A 15,477-nucleotide genomic window follows, 5' to 3' on the forward strand; every position below is an offset into this window, starting at 1 on the left:
TATACAATAACACCAATCCCAGGTTCTATCATTTTTTATTTAGGTCAAAATCACCAAACAAAAATATAATAGTATTCAATAATTATTTATTTGTATTTATTATATTTAAAGTAATTATTTATACATAATAACCACATTATATTTTGTTTTGAGATTCAATTAATTTAACCACACTACTTATGAGAAATGATTTAAGATTTAAGGGCATGGTTTCCCTTATATTTATTTTACTCCTCTTTCTGGAAGAGGTAAAAGCCCAGGATCCAATTGTTCGCGGAACGGTAACGTCCTCGGAAGATGGACAGGTAATTATTGGTGCTACCTTATTATTACAGGGTGGTCAAGCTACAAATCAGGGCACGGTCACAGATGTGAACGGTCAATACAGTCTTTCTGTTCAGGGGCCTGAATCCACACTGGTGATATCAAGTATTGGATACATCTCCCAAACCATAAAAGTGGGAAACAGATCCGAAATCAATATCCAGTTGGATCCTGATATTAGTGAACTATCAGAAGTAGTGGTAACTGCTTTTGGAATTAAGCGAGAGAAAAAGGCCTTGGGTTATTCAGTTCAGGAAGTGAGCACCGAAGAATTGACCCAAGCTAGAGAACCCAATGTGGTCAACTCCCTCAAAGGGAAAGTAGCTGGCGTTCATGTCAACCCTACCTCTGGTGGTCCCGGTGGTTCATCCTATGTAGTCATCCGTGGAAACAGCTCATTAACAGGAAATAACCAACCCTTATACGTAGTGGATGGTATCCCCATTGACAATCAAACCCTTGATCCTGCATCCAGTTTCTCTGGTTATGACTATGGAGATGGAATAGGCAATATCAATCCAGACGACATTGAAAACATTTCTGTATTGAAAGGACCAAGTGCTGCTTCTATGTATGGTGCTCGAGGAGCCAATGGTGTCATTTTGATCACCACTAAGTCAGGGAAAAAAGGACAAGGAATAGGTGTGGAAATCAATTCCAATTACACCTTCGAAACACCAAGTGTAAACCCTACCTTTCAAAACACCTGGGGCGGTGGATATGATGACAATTACAGTGCCTTTGGCACAGAGGTAATCGATGGGCAAGAAACCTTGGTTTGGCCCGGCTGGTTATTGGACCAATGGGGAGGAGCTATGGACGGAAGACCTATTATTTATGATTATGCCAGAGATTGGGGAGTAAAACCATACACCGCTCAGCCTACCGACAATATTGAGAATTTTTACAGGACAGGAACAACAAGCACCAATACAGTCTCTGTGTTTGGAGGAAATGAAACCAGTACCTTAAGGCTTTCATTCTCAAACATGAACAACAAGAGTATTGTACCTAACAACACCCTTGATCGGCAAACCATCACCCTAAGAGGGTCTCATCAAGTTTCTGAAAAGCTGCTCGTAGATGCAAAGATCAACTACACCAGACAAGAAGGCAATAATCGAATTCAAAATGGAATCAGCTTCAGCAGTTTACAATCCAGCTTGGAAGTGATGCCAAGAAGCATAGACCTGGATTGGCTCAGGGACCATACCAAAGCTGATGGGCTTATGTCAAGTTTTAAGCCTGGCTCACCTTATAACCCCTATTGGATTACGGAAAAATTCAAGAACAATGATACCAGAGACCGGGTAATAGGCATGGCTAGGGTAAAATATGATTTTACAGATTGGCTGAGCATACAAGGTAGAACCGGGACAGATTTCTATACCGACAACAGGTTTGCAATGGTTCCTCAGGGAACTCCGGGGGGAACCAATCTTAATGGGCAGGTAAGAAATACCATGTGGCGTGTCAAGGAAGAAAACAGTGATGTATTGCTGACCGCTACAGGGGATATAAACAGCGATTTCAACGGCACGTTATCTATAGGCGCCAATCATTTGAACCGAGACCAAGAGGTGGTAGAAGTAAGTGGTCAAAACCTTGACATTCCCGATTTGTACCACATCAACAATGCCTCTTTGGTTTTCCCACGTAATTACAGCATTCAAAAACAAATGAATTCTGTCTATTTTCAAAGTCAACTGGCATTTAGAAATTACCTGTTTCTTGATATTACGGGAAGAAACGATTGGTCCTCTACTTTAGGAGTGGAAAATCAATCCTTCTTTTACCCTTCCGTAAGTACGAGTTTCGCTTTTACAGACTTTTTGGAAATGGATTCCCCCATCTTAACTTTTGGAAAGTTTAGGGCTTCTTATGCAGAAGCAGGAAATGATGCCGATCCTTATTTAACCAGAGCAGGTTATTCTTTGAGTACCCAAACTTTCGACGGTCTTCGCCTTGCATCCATCCGAAGCAATGTTCCCTTAGAAGACTTGAAAAATGAGCTAACCACCTCTTTTGAGCTAGGTATGGATTTAAGGTTTTTCGACAACAGGCTGGGGATTGATTTCACCTATTATACCCAATCGACTACAAACCAAATCCTACCTGTAGAGATCTCTGCAGCTACTGGTTTCAATACTCGTTTGATCAATGCAGGCGAGATCCGAAACCAAGGCTTGGAATTAATGATCAATGCCAAGCTGTTAAAGGCTGGCGATTTTACCTGGGACTTGGGCATCAATGGATCTAGAAACAGGTCCGAAGTGGTATCTCTAGCACCGGGCATAAACAGCCACACCTTATTGAGCGGAACAGGAACTATTGAGGCAAGAGTAGGCCAACCCTACGGGAACATTGTTGGTTTTGCTAAAAAGAGAAATGAGGACGGAAGGATTTTGGTATCCGAGCTAGGCAAATGGCAAAGAGCAGATGAAATGACCGTTTTGGGAAATATTCAACCAGATTTTCTAGGTGGCATAACCAATACTTTTTCCTATAAAGGATTTGTATTAAGTGGAATGCTCGACTTTAGATTAGGAGGTCAGGTTTATTCTTACAGTAAATATGATCAGATGGCCAAAGGCACTGGAAAATTTACAGAAGCAAGGGATACCGAGGATTTGATTGTGGATGGTCTGATTGAAAATGCTGACGGAACATTTACAGAAAATAACATTTCCTTATTGTCTCATCAATATTATGCCGAGCAGGGCCCTTGGGGAGGAATTGCCGAGACCATGGTCATCGACGCTGATTATATGGCTTTAAGGGAAGTTACTTTTGGCTATAATTTTAGCAAAGGATTTTTAAGCAAGACTCCATTTATCAATGCCCGCTTATCCATTGTAGGAAGGAACCTATTGTACCTTTACCGTGATCCTGAATTTAAATTGATGGGCATCAGCCCTGAAACAGCCTTTAACAGTTCCACAGCGGCCCAGGGGGTAGAAGCACGTGGCCTACCTACTACTAGGAGCATGGGTTTTAACTTATTTTTGACTTTCTAATCAACTGAGTTATGCAAATAATAAATTTAAATATAAAGAGAAAAAGCATTGCATCTCTTTTGGTGCTGCTTATGATGAGCCTAGCTTGTACATCTGATTTTGACGCCATCAATACGGATCCAACATTGTTGACAAAGGAGAAGATTCAACCCAAGACCATTTTTACCAATGTATTGAAGAGCTCCATCTTTGAGTCCTATAACAGTGGGACAATTGGGGAGTTTTCAGGGTACTTTGCCAATCAGGCAAGTGGTAATATTTTCTCCAATGCGGATTACACCTCCCCTTTCAATTATTACAGGGATTATATCATCAACATCAGTGAAGTCATGCGCCTCACTGCTAACGATCCACAGAAAAATGACCAAAATGCAATGGCCAGGATCTGGAAAGTGTGGTTGTATCATTGGGTTACGGATGCCTATGGAGACATCCCTTACTTTGAAGCTGCACAGGGCGTAGAAAATGTTATTAACCAACCAAAGTACGATACCCAGGAAGAGATTTATACCGATATGCTCAAAGAGTTGAAAGAAGCAGCAACGCAATTGGGAGCCCAGGGAGATCAATTGTCTTTCGGTAATGCGGATATCCTGTATCAGGGAAATGTGGAAAATTGGAAGAAATTCGCCAATTCCCTACGTTTTAGACTTGCCATTAGAGCCCGCTTTGCAAGTCCAACACTGGCTTCCGAAAATATTTCTGATGTGATTAATAGTCCTTTAATTGATGAAAATTCAGAAAACGCCTCATTGCGTACCCTTCCACCAAGTTCATCAGAAAACACAAACAATGTCAATTATATCTGGACCAGAGAATTGACGGCCACTACTCCTATGTTTGTGGGATTTCCCATAATGGATGTAATGATTCCTACTGCCGATCCGAGATTGCCAGTATTGGCCAGTCCTGCACTTGACGGTTCCGGCTCTTTCCGAGGTAGACCTATACAATTGCTCCAGGAGGAAAAAGAACCTTATGGGCAGGAAATGGTGGCCAGTGTAGGCCCTTTATTAAAAGAGGAAACCTATGATATAATCGTGATGAATGCTGCCGAAGTGCTCTTCCTAAAAGCAGAAGCTGCCTTTGCAGGCATTACCGGAGAAGACCCCAACCAACTATACCGTATGGGTATACAGGCTTCTATGGAACAATATGCCATTCCTGAAACAGCTATACACGATTTTCTAGGTGGAGCAACAGGAACTCTGACGGGCACCCAGGAGGAGCAATTTGAAAAAATTGTTACCCAAAAGTACATTTCCACCTTTTTCCAGCACTATCAGGGATGGGCTGAATTTAGAAGAACAGGCTATCCAAGGGTATGGATTGGAAGTGATGCGGGAGTTACAAATGGTCAGGTACCGAGAAGGTTGACCTATCCAAATGATGAATACCTAAAAAATGAGGCGAATGTCAAAGCAGCAGCAGATAGAATGGGAGGCAATGACTTGTTGACCCGGGTTTGGTGGGATGCACGCGAAGGTGTACCGATCAGGCATCCCCTACAGGATGTTTTCCCTCCAAATTAATTAGGTAGACAAAAAATTTCATATTATTGAGACAAAAGCCGGCAAAATTCGCCGGCTTTTTCTATTTGGATTACCTTTTGAAGCATTGGCTTTCAAAGATTGGCATGATAAGTCTTAGGTAAAGCTGAAATTATTTAATCCCATTTCGAAGCAAAATCGCATTCGTCCAATCAGCTTCCCCGTAAAATCTTTTCCATCTTTTTACCTTTGCCCAATTCATCCACCAGCTTGTCCAGCCACCTTACTTGCTGCGTCAATGGGTTTGTAATCTCCTCCACGCGATAGCCACATATAAGGCCTTTAATCAGATGAGCATTTGGGTTTAATGTGGCCTGCTGAAAAAATGATTCAAAAGTAACTTTGCTTTCAATGAGCGCATGCTGCTGTTTCTCATCATAACCCGTTAACCATTCAATTACCTGATGCAATTCTTCTTTTGTCCTACCCTTCCGCTCTATTTTTGTAAGGTAATGTGGGTATACCGTGGCGAATGTCATTTTGGCAATCCGTTCATCGTGGTGACTTGTATCTTTCATAGAAAAAAGGGATTTTATGTTCTTTGATACCTATTCTTGTATTGAAGCTGTCGACAATAGTGTGCTTTTAGCAATCCTAAAAAAGGCCTGGGGCCCAACCCTACCGAAATGCTTTTGGCTTTAGCTTTTGGCCTGCACTTTCTGCAATCTCCAATACTCTTTTTTCTCTGGTTTCTACTCTTTTAGCCATCGCAATCCATTGTAGTAAGCTTTTCCTGCCAGATTTACTTAGACTATTGAAGAAGTCTCTTGATCCTGGGAATTCATTGAATTTGCTTGCTAAATCCGAAGGGACTTCCAGGGTTTCAGCAGCATCCAAGATTGACCATGAGCCATTTCTTTTGGCAATTTCCACGGCTCTTAAGCCTGCCTCCGACATCAAGCCTTTTTCTACTAAAGCTTCAATTTTGTCTTTATTCGTTTTAGACCAGATACTGTTTGCCTTTCTTTTGCTGAAGTATTGTCTATACTTTTCATCATCTATAGGCTTTTTCAGACTATCTATCCAGCCAAACCGCAAAGCTTCATCTACAGATTCGCTCCAGGTAAGGTTTGGAGTGGGTGATTTTTTCTTATAAACAATGAGCCATACCGCCTCTTTTATTATATGATGGCGTTCTAGCCAATCGCTCCATTCTTCTTTGTTTGTTGGACAGAAATCCTCGATTACTACCTTGGTCATGGTTTTAATTCATTCTTTTAACTATTAGCGATTTTCTTGCATACAATCTTCCAAAATATTTGCCCCGGCTTACCTTTTATACTTTTCGAAGGTTCCATTATTTTCTCTGAATCTTGTAAGCCAAAGTCTCCAAATTCATCCTTTACAGCGTCTAAGTTATAAAAAAACAATTCAACACCATGAGGTGTCAAAAATCGGTTCTTGTCAATCATCGCCCCTTTCCCAAAAGCATGATCATCGGTAGAAATGGCTACAAAAATCATAATACCATTTTCTCTAAGCTGATTGTAACAATCGACAATTAGTTTGGCCCTTTCCTTTTCATCAAGCAAATGAATCAAAGCATAGCAAAAGATCCCATCAAAAACTTCATTGTCAAAAGGCATTTCACTTACTGAGCCATGGTGCACATTGACTTCGCTCCCATAAGTCTTTTTAGCAATTGCAATTGCTGTTTCTGAGATTTCTATTCCGGTTACATAAAAGCCTTTATCCATAAAAGCCTTCGCATTTCTCCCATAGCCAAAGCCGGGAATCAAGATTTTGTGCAAACCATGCTTTTGAAACAACTTAATGGCATCAAATACAGCATCAGCCGGGCTGAATCCCCACATGGATTGCTTGTCTTTAAAGTTTTCTTCCCAAAATTCCGTCATGTTTTGCTTTTTTACCAAAATTCTTTGCATTGCCTACCAATTTATAAATTTTTCAATTGGTATTTGCCATCTCGTTAAAGTTAAGGTATCGCTCCTATGGAGCTGGTGATAATTCAAAAACCTAGTGCTACTAAAATAAAACTCCTACAGAGTTTTGGACATAAGTTATTATTAAACTACAAATGTTTAAGCCCTATCGAATCAAATCAAACCATTTTGAAACCAATTCGAAATTACCTGCAATAAATGAGGCAATTACATTCAAAACAAAGAAAAGCCAGACCAATTTAAATTGGAAGATATTACCTTTTAAATCCTTAATAAACAGATTTTTTATCAAATCATCTTTCTTCTCTTTTGATTCAATATTCATTAGGTATTATCGAACTCCACCATCAAAGTCAAGCACTTTTAGTCCTTCTATTGAAAGTTCATAGGCGTTCTTATTCTTACACTTAATTAAGCCTAAAATTTTGGCGCGGGTAATGGCTTTATCTCTAATATCGGGAATACTTTGATGAAAGGGGATCATGCCATTTTCATAACATTCAGCCAAAATCAAATTAATTTCATCTTCAATTTGTTTTTCCATATTTTAATCACATAAAATTTAAACAAGTAATTTAGAAATCTCTTAAACTATTAATGCTCCAGAGGAGCAATATTTTTGTAGCATATTGTACCGTCTATGATCAGGAGCTCCAGAGGAGCGGCACCACATTCCAACCAATCAAACGTGTATTGGTCTTCTGAACCCTGAAACCTAATTAGAAATTCTCGGTTTCGTACTGCAATGACGTACTGTATTAAAATTTAGGTATCGCTCCTATGGAGCTGATGATAATTCAAAAAATTAGGGCTACAAAAATGAAACTCCTACGGAGCTTTAATATGCTCTAGAGGAGCGGCTCCTCATTCCAACCAATCAAATAAGTATTGATCTTCAAAAGAAACTTCGAATTCTTTCAAAAATGTCATATACTCTTCTCTAAATGATGTTCGTTTATGATGTTCTGGCTGATTATAAATATAATTCACCACCGCGTCTAACTGACTTTTTCCATAGCTAAATGCACCATAACCTTCTTGCCAATTAAATTTCATTTTCCTATGTTCATTAACCCATTTTGTGGTATTTGATTTAATATCCCTAGCTAAATCTGAAATTGACTGTGAAGGGTTTAAGCCTACCAATATATGGCAATGGTCAGGCATAAAATAAATGGCCAACATTTTGTGTCTTTTGTTAGATATTATCCCCGAAATGTATTTTTCCATTGGAACCCTGAAACTCTCTTTAATTATTGATTCGCGGTTTTTTACAGCAAAAACGTACTGTATCAAAATTTGGGTAAAGGTATTCGCCATGTCGTTAAAATTTAGGTACCGCTCCTAGGGAGCTGGTAATAATTCAAAAATCCAGTGCTACAAAAATAAAACTCCTACGGAGCTTAACCACAACTTAATCCATTGAAAATAATATAATTAAACCTAAGAAATAAAACAAATTCGATCGTGTATTGCTAGTTAAATAAACTAATATTTTGTTCTTTCATTGTTCTATATAGCCCCCTATTTACGAACTATTATTTACTCAAACCTAGAAACAAATCCTTCTTGCTCCCCCCATAATTCACTTAGGAATTATGGGGGGAGCAATATTTTTGTAGCCTATTGTATCGTCTTTGATCAGGAGCTCCAGAGGAGCGGCACATTCCAACCCTTCAAAAATGTATTGGTCATCAAAAGGAACATTGAATAACTATAATCAAATACCCATAAAAAAACCTTTGCATCTTACCTCCTATTTCCCTTATTTGGGGAAATAACTGTAAATTGCTTGCAATAAAGGCAATGGCCAGATTAGGCCTGTCCATCGTATCAAAACAACTCCTTACACATGAAACAGATTCTCCTAAGCTTCAGCTTTTACCTGGTATTTACCGGAATTATCATAGCACAAAGCAGCTACCGCCCTGATCTCTTTTTTAGGGAAGACTGGAAAGAAACCCCCGCAGAAATACCTGTCAACCAAAACCATGTGCAGAATGAGAATTTAACCGTACAATTATATGGACCGGGAAAAGATGTAATCAAAAAAAGCAACCATGAAAAACCCGTAGACGATCCTTTTTACATCTGGTCAGGTTTATGCGAGGGCAACTGGATGCTAAGCCTTAAACACCGCCAACAAAACGTAGACCTTACAGGTTTTGCCAAAGTGAAATTTCGCTCCAAACAAGTAGGTCTAAGAGAACTTAGAATTTCCCTGAAACTGGCTGATGGAAAGTGGCTGGTAAGTGACCAATCTGCCGGCGCTTCTAAAGACTGGCGCATCTGGGAATTCAATATACAGGACATCAACTGGCACCACCTGGACCCTACAGGCATAGTAGCCATAGGTGCGGCAACTGATCCAGACTTATCGAATGTGGAAGAAATAGGCTTTACCGATTTAATGCCTGGAGGACAATCCAAAGCCTGCTCAAGACTGGACTGGATAGAAGTTCATGGTCGACCGGTGATAAGGTAATTCTTGACTTAAGCTTACACCCAATATCATAGGAGAATCGTCATTCCGAGACCTAACATTTTCGAAATGCAGCAATCCAACGACAATACCCAATGTCGCACCTCAGTGGGGTGCAATATTTGTAGCCCTGGGAAAGCCGACGCAGGAGATGCGACCAGTTTTTGACATTTCGCTCACGATAAACATTTGTGCACCTTCCTCGTATTTATTTCGATTTTCGGTACCAATCTTACCATGTTCAAGTTCGATTAGCTCATCAAATGTATTTATATTATTATAATCTTTCATTATTTTCTTTATCAAAATACTGATGCATTAACCTACTTGCTTTGTCTATTTCTTTTTTCGGTGTTTTTTGGGTCTTTTTCTTGAACATTAGAAAGGATCACTGATTGCATCAATTAAAATAAGAAAATTTAGGGAATAAATCACCAATAGAATAAAGATAAAAAAGCAGCTTAATGGCTATTTTAATAGATAAATCCTGTGTTGGAAATACCCAGTATTGTCTTTACTGAGTTAAAAATTTCCCTACTAACCCCCTGGAATCAATTCATTTTGTTTATATTATTAACCAGTAAATGTTAATTATATAAACAAAATGCACCTTAACTGCCACAGTCACTACAGCTTCAAGTACGGCACACTCTCTGTTGAACAGCTTGTAGTGGAAGCCAAGAAGCAAAAACTCGACGCCCTGGCCCTGACAGATATCAATAGCTGTTCGGGGGTGTTTCCTTTTATCCGGGAGGCCCAAAAAAATGGCATTCACCCGGTCATAGGAATAGATTTTCGCAATGGCAACAAACAGCAATTTATCGGTTTGGCCAAAAATCAGGAAGGTTTTTATGAACTGAACAAGTACCTTTCCCATCACCTGATGAACAAATTGCCTTTTCCCGAAAGGGCACCGGTATTCGATCACAGTGTGGTAATTTACCCTTTCACGGAAAGCGTCTTTGACCTGAAGGAGAATGAATACCTTGGCATACATCCTTCGCAACTCAACCGGCTTCCTTACAGCCCATGGGCCAAATCCAAAGAACGCCTGGTGCTTTTGCAACCGGTTTCCTTTGCCAGCAAAACGACCTTCAACGCCCATCGCCTGCTACGGGCCATGGATGGCAATACCTTGCTCAGCAAGCTTCCGCTTAGCGAACAGGGAGATCCCACAGATCGGTTTTATGGCTATGCCGACATGGTTGGGCGCTGTGAGGGGCACAGTTACCTGATTTACAATTCTCAAAAGCTTCTGGAGCAGTGCCAATTTTCCTTTTATTTTCAAGCTGTGAAAAATCGGCGGGATATTCTGGGATCTGACTGGGAAGACTTTGATTACCTGCGACAGGAAACCTACAAAGGCGCCCTTCGCCGCTATGGCAGCCTGGATGAAACCAAAGAAAAACGCATTATAAAAGAGCTGGAGATTATCCAACAAAAAGGCTTTGTTTCTTACTTCCTGATCAATTATGATATTGTCAATTTTGCACAGCACAAAAACTTCTTCTATGTAGGCCGGGGCAGTGGGGCCAATAGCATCGTGGCTTATTGCCTGGCCATTACAGATGTGGACCCCATTGAGCTGGACCTGTATTTCGAACGTTTTATCAACCTTTACCGGGAAAACCCACCTGATTTTGACCTTGATTTTTCCTGGAAAGACCGGGATGAAATCACCCACTATATATTCGACACCTATAATCAACCCAAACAGGACCATGTCTGTCTGCTGGCTACTTTTAACACCTTCCAATACAATTCCGTACTGAGGGAACTGGGAAAGGTCTTTGGCCTACCCAAATCGGAAATAGAATCCCTGATCTACTATGGTGACAAGCTAGGCAGCAGCAATTACATTCCCGACCAATATGGGAAACTGATCTATCAATACGCCAAGGTGATTCGCAATATGCCCTCTCATTTAAGCATCCATGCCGGAGGAATACTGATTTCCCACAAGCCCATCCATTATTACACCGCTACCGAGTTACCACCGAAGGGCTTTGCTACTTCCCAGTTTGACATGCATGTGGCTGAAGACATTGGTTTGCATAAATTCGACATTCTCAGCCAAAGAGGCCTTGGACATATCAAAAGTGCATTGGAGCTGATCCATACAAACCAGGGAAAAACAGTGGATATCCGTCAGGTAGCTGCATTTAAGAAAGACCCTGCCATCAAAGCACATCTTCGTGAAGGCCGTACCATCGGGGCATTCTATGTAGAATCTCCCGCCATGCGTATGTTGCTGGCCAAAATGAAAGCCGATGAATACCTGGAGTTGGTAGCGGCCAGTTCCATCATTCGTCCTGGTGTGGCTCGTTCGGGTATGATGCGGGAATACATTCTGAGACATGTAAATCCCGCCCGTAGGGAAAGGGCTCATCCTGTATTGAATGACATCATGCCTGAAACTTACGGCATCATGGTCTATCAGGAAGATGTGATCAAAGTGGCTCACCATTTTGCTGGGCTCACACTGAGTGAAGCGGATGTCCTCCGAAGGGGAATGAGTGGCAAATCCCGCTCAAAAGGAGCCTTACAAAGAGTCAAAGATCGTTTTTTTTCCAATTGTCAAGAAATGGGCAGGGATGCAACAGTCACCGGAGAAGTTTGGCATCAGATCGAGAGTTTTGCCGGATACTCTTTTGCCAAGGGGCATTCGGCCTCTTTTGCTGTGGAAAGCTATCAAAGCCTGTACCTGAAGGCCCATTATCCTCTGGAATTTATGGTGGCCGTTATCAATAATTTTGGTGGTTTTTACCATACAGAATTTTACATACACGAGCTGCGAATGAATGGCGCAGATGTACAGGCCCCACACCTGAATGAAAGCGACTATTTCACCAATATCAAGGGAAAAACAGTTTACTTGGGCTTTGTACACATGAAATACCTGCAACAAGAAACCTCCAAAAGGCTATTGGCTGAAAGGCAAAAGGCTGGCCCCTATGCTGGACTGACTGATTTTATCTCTAGGGTAGATATCAGTCTGGAGCAAGTGCTGATTCTGATCCGAATCGGTTGCTTTCGTTTTACAGGGAAGAGCAAACAAGAGAGTTTATGGGAAGCCCATTTTATCATGCACCGCAAAAAAAGTCCTGTTGGTGGAAGTCAGCGCTTGTTTGCCAATGCGGGCTTCCGTGAGCTAAAGGCGCCCGTGCTGGAAGATTTGGACCTGAGACAGGAGATTATCGATCAACTGGAGATTCTGGAATTCCCGTTAATCAGCCCTTTCCACTTGGTGAAAGATCAGAAAACTTCGGGAATTGCTGCATTGGAAATGAAGCAATTCCTGGGCAAGCGTGTTCAGCTTATTGGCTACTTGGTCACGGTCAAGTACACGCGCACCGTTAAGGGAGATATAATGAATTTCGGCACTTTTATAGACAAAGATGGGCACTGGATAGACACGGTCCATTTCCCTCCGGTGGTAAAAAAAACACCTCTAAAAGGGCGGGGCATCTACCTTATCAAAGGAAAGGTAACTGAGGAGTTTGACTTTTACAGCATAGAAGTAAGCAGTTGCGAAAGGATGGCCTACTGGAATGCCGAGGATTAACCTTAGAAAAACGAGGACGGTAATCACTTCTATACAAGCGTTCTAGGCCAATCCTCCCTTAGCATTTGATCATTCCCTTTAAAATGAATAAAACCTTATTTGAAATGGAATATCGCTAAATTTTAATTAACTTAATAGTTCAATCATTTTACTATGAAAAAGACAATCCTACTACAAATCTGTTTGATCAATTGCTTTTTCTCATGTGGATCCAAAGATAATGACAACCTCTCAGACACTTCCTACGCTTTAGAAATAGTGGATTCAGTACAGGTGGATTTTCTAGGAAACCTGCAACTTTATGCCGTTCACTCCACTAAAGATTTATTTCTTTTCCATGAATTCCAGCAAAATCAATTCATCCTCACGGATAAAAACGGGGAGGTTCTTTCCACCTTCGATCAACCGGGCGATGCGCCCAGCTCCTATGGCAGTACCGCTTGTTCCGCTACTTTTGTAGGAGACAGTATTGTTGTCATGGGGAGACAAAAGCTGGTGATATATAACCTTGATTTTGACTATATTAAAAGTCATCAGAAACCCTATGCAGGTCAAGGTATGACTTACTCCGGCTTTGATCATTTGCATAAGGTCAATATAGGCGATGAAACCAACCTAGTTGCCTTTACCGGAGGAGCCCAACATCCAGTCGCAACAAATCAGGAGGACTATTACAACCATTTCAACACCTTTGACCTTATCAGCCTTGATTCAGGGGGCTACGTACCCATTACTCCCCTGCATCCTAAAAGCAGGTACAAACAGGGTAAGGCTTTTAATTTTATCAGGCCAATGTTTCAGGTGAATGAAGACAAGATTCATTTTGTTTTTGCCACAGACACCTTATTTCATACCCATGACCTGAGCAAAGCGGAAAATGGATTAACCGTGGAAGGTATCCCATTTGATGATTTTATCCTTAATCCGGGATACCCGTTTGGGGGAAGTGAAGATTACGACACTCCTAAGCCTAGGAAAGGTGAAGTAGAAAGCTATTTTAAGGTGGATGAGAAAGACCTGATCCTTTACCGGTCCGGATTGTCTCTTGATGTTATCATTGCCAACAAAACGGCCACCCAGGAGGATGCCAAAAAAATTAACGCCCGATTGAACCCCTTAAAATTTCTGGTAAGAGAAGCTGAAGGGGTATACAGCGAAGTCGGCCTCTGTCCCACCAATTTTACCCCTACACATGTAGATGGTAAAAATCGGTTGTGGGCGCGACAGCATGTTGAGCTTTTGGATCAGGAGCCTGAATTCTATACCATCTATCAGGTAGCATTGGTGCCGCAGTAGAAGTAATTGCTGGAAATAGCTAGAGAATTAATAACCCCAAAAAGGGTACTTAGTGACGATATAATAAATTTAGGCCTATTTTAACTCAAAATCAGGTTGCTAGCACTGGTTATAAACAGATTTTTTGATTTTAAATGATATTTTTACAAATCACATCCAAAAAGTCGGATAAGATCCAATCGATGAATTTTGGAACCGCTAGCGATGTGAAATACATCATCCAATAATCTCAAAAAGACAATCACTATGCGAGTAATTTTTCTTTCCGCAATTTTTTTGGCCTGCTTAAGCATAAATGCAGAAGCACAAAATTCAGTAAGGGAGGCTGGTCATATAGGGGTAAAACCAAATAATGCGATTAATGGAAGTTCAAAAGACAGAGATAGGGCTGGAATCGTGCTTTCATCAAGAGCTAAAGGAGAGTCATTGCAAAATTTCGATACTGAATTAGGTATAGTAATTTCTCCTCCACCGGGAAGAATGGCCATTGTGGCGGATGGCAATTCCCCTGATCCGGATGACTTAGGTGGAACAGCTGTTTCTTTAGCTTTGTTGCGGGCAGCAGGATTAACAGACAGATTGGTGCATTATTCCCACAGTTGTGATTTGGTTAGAGGGGCAAGAATTTCTGAAAGGGCTGAAAGGGAGCGGCACTATTTGATGCAAGTAGCCTGCGATGTTACGGCCCGCAGATGGGGAGGATATGATTCTCTGGTGTTTTTCGACGCCCTTTGGCAACAAGAGGAAACCGTCAATGATCTAGCTAAAGCCATAAATGAATCTTCGGCCGAAAACCCATTGTGGATCATTGAAGCAGGTGAGCCTGACATTATAGGACTTGCTTTGGAGGCTGCCGATTACGGTAAACACCAATTTGTAAAGGTAATTACCCATCATCCGGCGAATGACAATGCAGGAGATTTTTATACCTGGAAACAGGTATTGGATTTTGGAGTTGAAGAAGTTCGCATTCCTGATCAAAACATAAACTTGAAGGTGGATTTAGCACAATGGGATTGGGCCAAAAATCACGCTGATCCAAGAATTCAGTGGGTATGGATGCTTGGAAAAATAGCAGAAGTAGATGATGTAGTCAAATTTCAAAAAGGTAAATGGGATTGTTCGGATGCAGGCATGGTCCTATATTGGATAACCGGAGCCACTGATGGAGGCATGAAATCAGGAACAGTAGAAAATGTAAAAAGTATATTATTGAATTATATTGAAGCCAATCCATTTAAACCCTAAATAGGCAATAAATACCCCATTGCTCACTGACAGCAGCACTAAATACCAAGCCCCCAACTCTAGAAAGAATTGGGGGCTTGGTATTTTTAGT

At 41.0% G+C, this 15,477-nt stretch carries 12 protein-coding genes; 6 read left to right on the plus strand and 6 right to left on the minus strand.

Translation table 11 applies throughout. The features are described 5' to 3' along the window. Positions 1–179 precede the first annotated feature (179 nt). Entirely contained in the window at positions 180–3,341 is a 3,162-nt protein-coding gene (locus tag CA2015_RS23550) for a SusC/RagA family TonB-linked outer membrane protein (protein WP_048644111.1), read from the plus strand. Positions 3,342–3,352: 11 nt separating this feature from the next. Continuing rightward, a complete protein-coding gene (locus CA2015_RS23555; RefSeq protein WP_048644112.1) occupies positions 3,353–4,873 on the plus strand; it encodes a SusD/RagB family nutrient-binding outer membrane lipoprotein in 1,521 nt (506 codons plus the stop codon). 170 nt (positions 4,874–5,043) lie between these two features. Here CA2015_RS23555 and CA2015_RS23560 read toward each other — a convergent pair whose 3' ends face one another. The 5 genes from CA2015_RS23560 to tnpA form a co-directional block, all read right to left on the minus strand. Continuing rightward, on the minus strand, positions 5,044–5,409 hold the full coding sequence (locus tag CA2015_RS23560) for a DUF2200 domain-containing protein (protein WP_048644113.1): 366 nt from the start codon (positions 5,407–5,409) through the stop codon (positions 5,044–5,046). A 100-nt stretch (positions 5,410–5,509) separates the two neighbouring features. After that, on the minus strand, positions 5,510–6,091 hold the full coding sequence (locus CA2015_RS23565) for a YdeI/OmpD-associated family protein (RefSeq protein WP_048644114.1): 582 nt from the start codon (positions 6,089–6,091) through the stop codon (positions 5,510–5,512). 17 nt (positions 6,092–6,108) lie between these two features. Continuing rightward, entirely contained in the window at positions 6,109–6,777 is a 669-nt protein-coding gene (locus CA2015_RS23570) for a class I SAM-dependent methyltransferase (RefSeq protein WP_240477881.1), read from the minus strand. Positions 6,778–7,126: 349 nt separating this feature from the next. Then, the gene (locus CA2015_RS23580) at positions 7,127–7,339 is read right to left on the minus strand and encodes a hypothetical protein (RefSeq protein ID WP_048644116.1); all 213 of its coding nucleotides are present in this window, start codon (positions 7,337–7,339) and stop codon (positions 7,127–7,129) included. A 320-nt stretch (positions 7,340–7,659) separates the two neighbouring features. Beyond that, on the minus strand, positions 7,660–8,115 hold the full coding sequence (tnpA, locus tag CA2015_RS23585; protein ID WP_048644117.1) for an IS200/IS605 family transposase: 456 nt from the start codon (positions 8,113–8,115) through the stop codon (positions 7,660–7,662). 532 nt (positions 8,116–8,647) lie between these two features. Here tnpA and CA2015_RS23590 point away from each other — a divergent pair. Continuing rightward, positions 8,648–9,280, plus strand: coding sequence for a hypothetical protein (locus tag CA2015_RS23590; RefSeq protein ID WP_048644118.1), 633 nt, complete (start codon positions 8,648–8,650; stop codon positions 9,278–9,280). A gap of 274 nt (positions 9,281–9,554) precedes the next feature. Here CA2015_RS23590 and CA2015_RS25485 read toward each other — a convergent pair whose 3' ends face one another. Then, on the minus strand, positions 9,555–9,656 hold the full coding sequence (locus tag CA2015_RS25485) for a hypothetical protein (RefSeq protein WP_157470582.1): 102 nt from the start codon (positions 9,654–9,656) through the stop codon (positions 9,555–9,557). Between the two features lie 225 nt (positions 9,657–9,881). On the opposite strand from CA2015_RS25485, the gene CA2015_RS23600 reads away from it, so the two are divergent. From CA2015_RS23600 to CA2015_RS23610, 3 genes are all read left to right on the plus strand, one after another. Continuing rightward, entirely contained in the window at positions 9,882–12,842 is a 2,961-nt protein-coding gene (locus CA2015_RS23600; RefSeq protein WP_048644119.1) for a DNA polymerase III subunit alpha, read from the plus strand. Positions 12,843–12,995: 153 nt separating this feature from the next. Beyond that, positions 12,996–14,138: a hypothetical protein gene (locus CA2015_RS23605; RefSeq protein WP_048644120.1), complete on the plus strand. Its 1,143-nt coding sequence runs from the start codon at positions 12,996–12,998 to the stop codon at positions 14,136–14,138. Positions 14,139–14,384: 246 nt separating this feature from the next. Next, positions 14,385–15,386: a hypothetical protein gene (locus CA2015_RS23610; protein ID WP_048644121.1), complete on the plus strand. Its 1,002-nt coding sequence runs from the start codon at positions 14,385–14,387 to the stop codon at positions 15,384–15,386. The last annotated feature ends 91 nt before the right edge of the window (positions 15,387–15,477 follow it).

The organism is Cyclobacterium amurskyense (assembly GCF_001050135.1).
Taxonomy (GTDB): domain Bacteria; phylum Bacteroidota; class Bacteroidia; order Cytophagales; family Cyclobacteriaceae; genus Cyclobacterium; species Cyclobacterium amurskyense.

Excerpts from the sequence above, each read along its gene's own strand:
- CA2015_RS23570 (WP_240477881.1), bottom strand. The coding sequence starts at position 6,777 with ATGCAAAGAATTTTGGTAAAAAAGCAAAACATGACGGAATTTTGGGAA.
- CA2015_RS23610 (WP_048644121.1), top strand. The coding sequence starts at position 14,385 with ATGCGAGTAATTTTTCTTTCCGCAATTTTTTTGGCCTGCTTAAGCATA.
- CA2015_RS23565 (WP_048644114.1), bottom strand. The coding sequence starts at position 6,091 with ATGACCAAGGTAGTAATCGAGGATTTCTGTCCAACAAACAAAGAAGAA.
- CA2015_RS23605 (WP_048644120.1), top strand. The coding sequence starts at position 12,996 with ATGAAAAAGACAATCCTACTACAAATCTGTTTGATCAATTGCTTTTTC.
- CA2015_RS25485 (WP_157470582.1), bottom strand. The coding sequence starts at position 9,656 with ATGTTCAAGAAAAAGACCCAAAAAACACCGAAAAAAGAAATAGACAAA.
- CA2015_RS23590 (WP_048644118.1), top strand. The coding sequence starts at position 8,648 with ATGAAACAGATTCTCCTAAGCTTCAGCTTTTACCTGGTATTTACCGGA.
- CA2015_RS23580 (WP_048644116.1), bottom strand. The coding sequence starts at position 7,339 with ATGGAAAAACAAATTGAAGATGAAATTAATTTGATTTTGGCTGAATGT.
- tnpA (WP_048644117.1), bottom strand. The coding sequence starts at position 8,115 with ATGGCGAATACCTTTACCCAAATTTTGATACAGTACGTTTTTGCTGTA.
- CA2015_RS23560 (WP_048644113.1), bottom strand. The coding sequence starts at position 5,409 with ATGAAAGATACAAGTCACCACGATGAACGGATTGCCAAAATGACATTC.
- CA2015_RS23600 (WP_048644119.1), top strand. The coding sequence starts at position 9,882 with ATGCACCTTAACTGCCACAGTCACTACAGCTTCAAGTACGGCACACTC.
- CA2015_RS23555 (WP_048644112.1), top strand. The coding sequence starts at position 3,353 with ATGCAAATAATAAATTTAAATATAAAGAGAAAAAGCATTGCATCTCTT.
- CA2015_RS23550 (WP_048644111.1), top strand. The coding sequence starts at position 180 with ATGAGAAATGATTTAAGATTTAAGGGCATGGTTTCCCTTATATTTATT.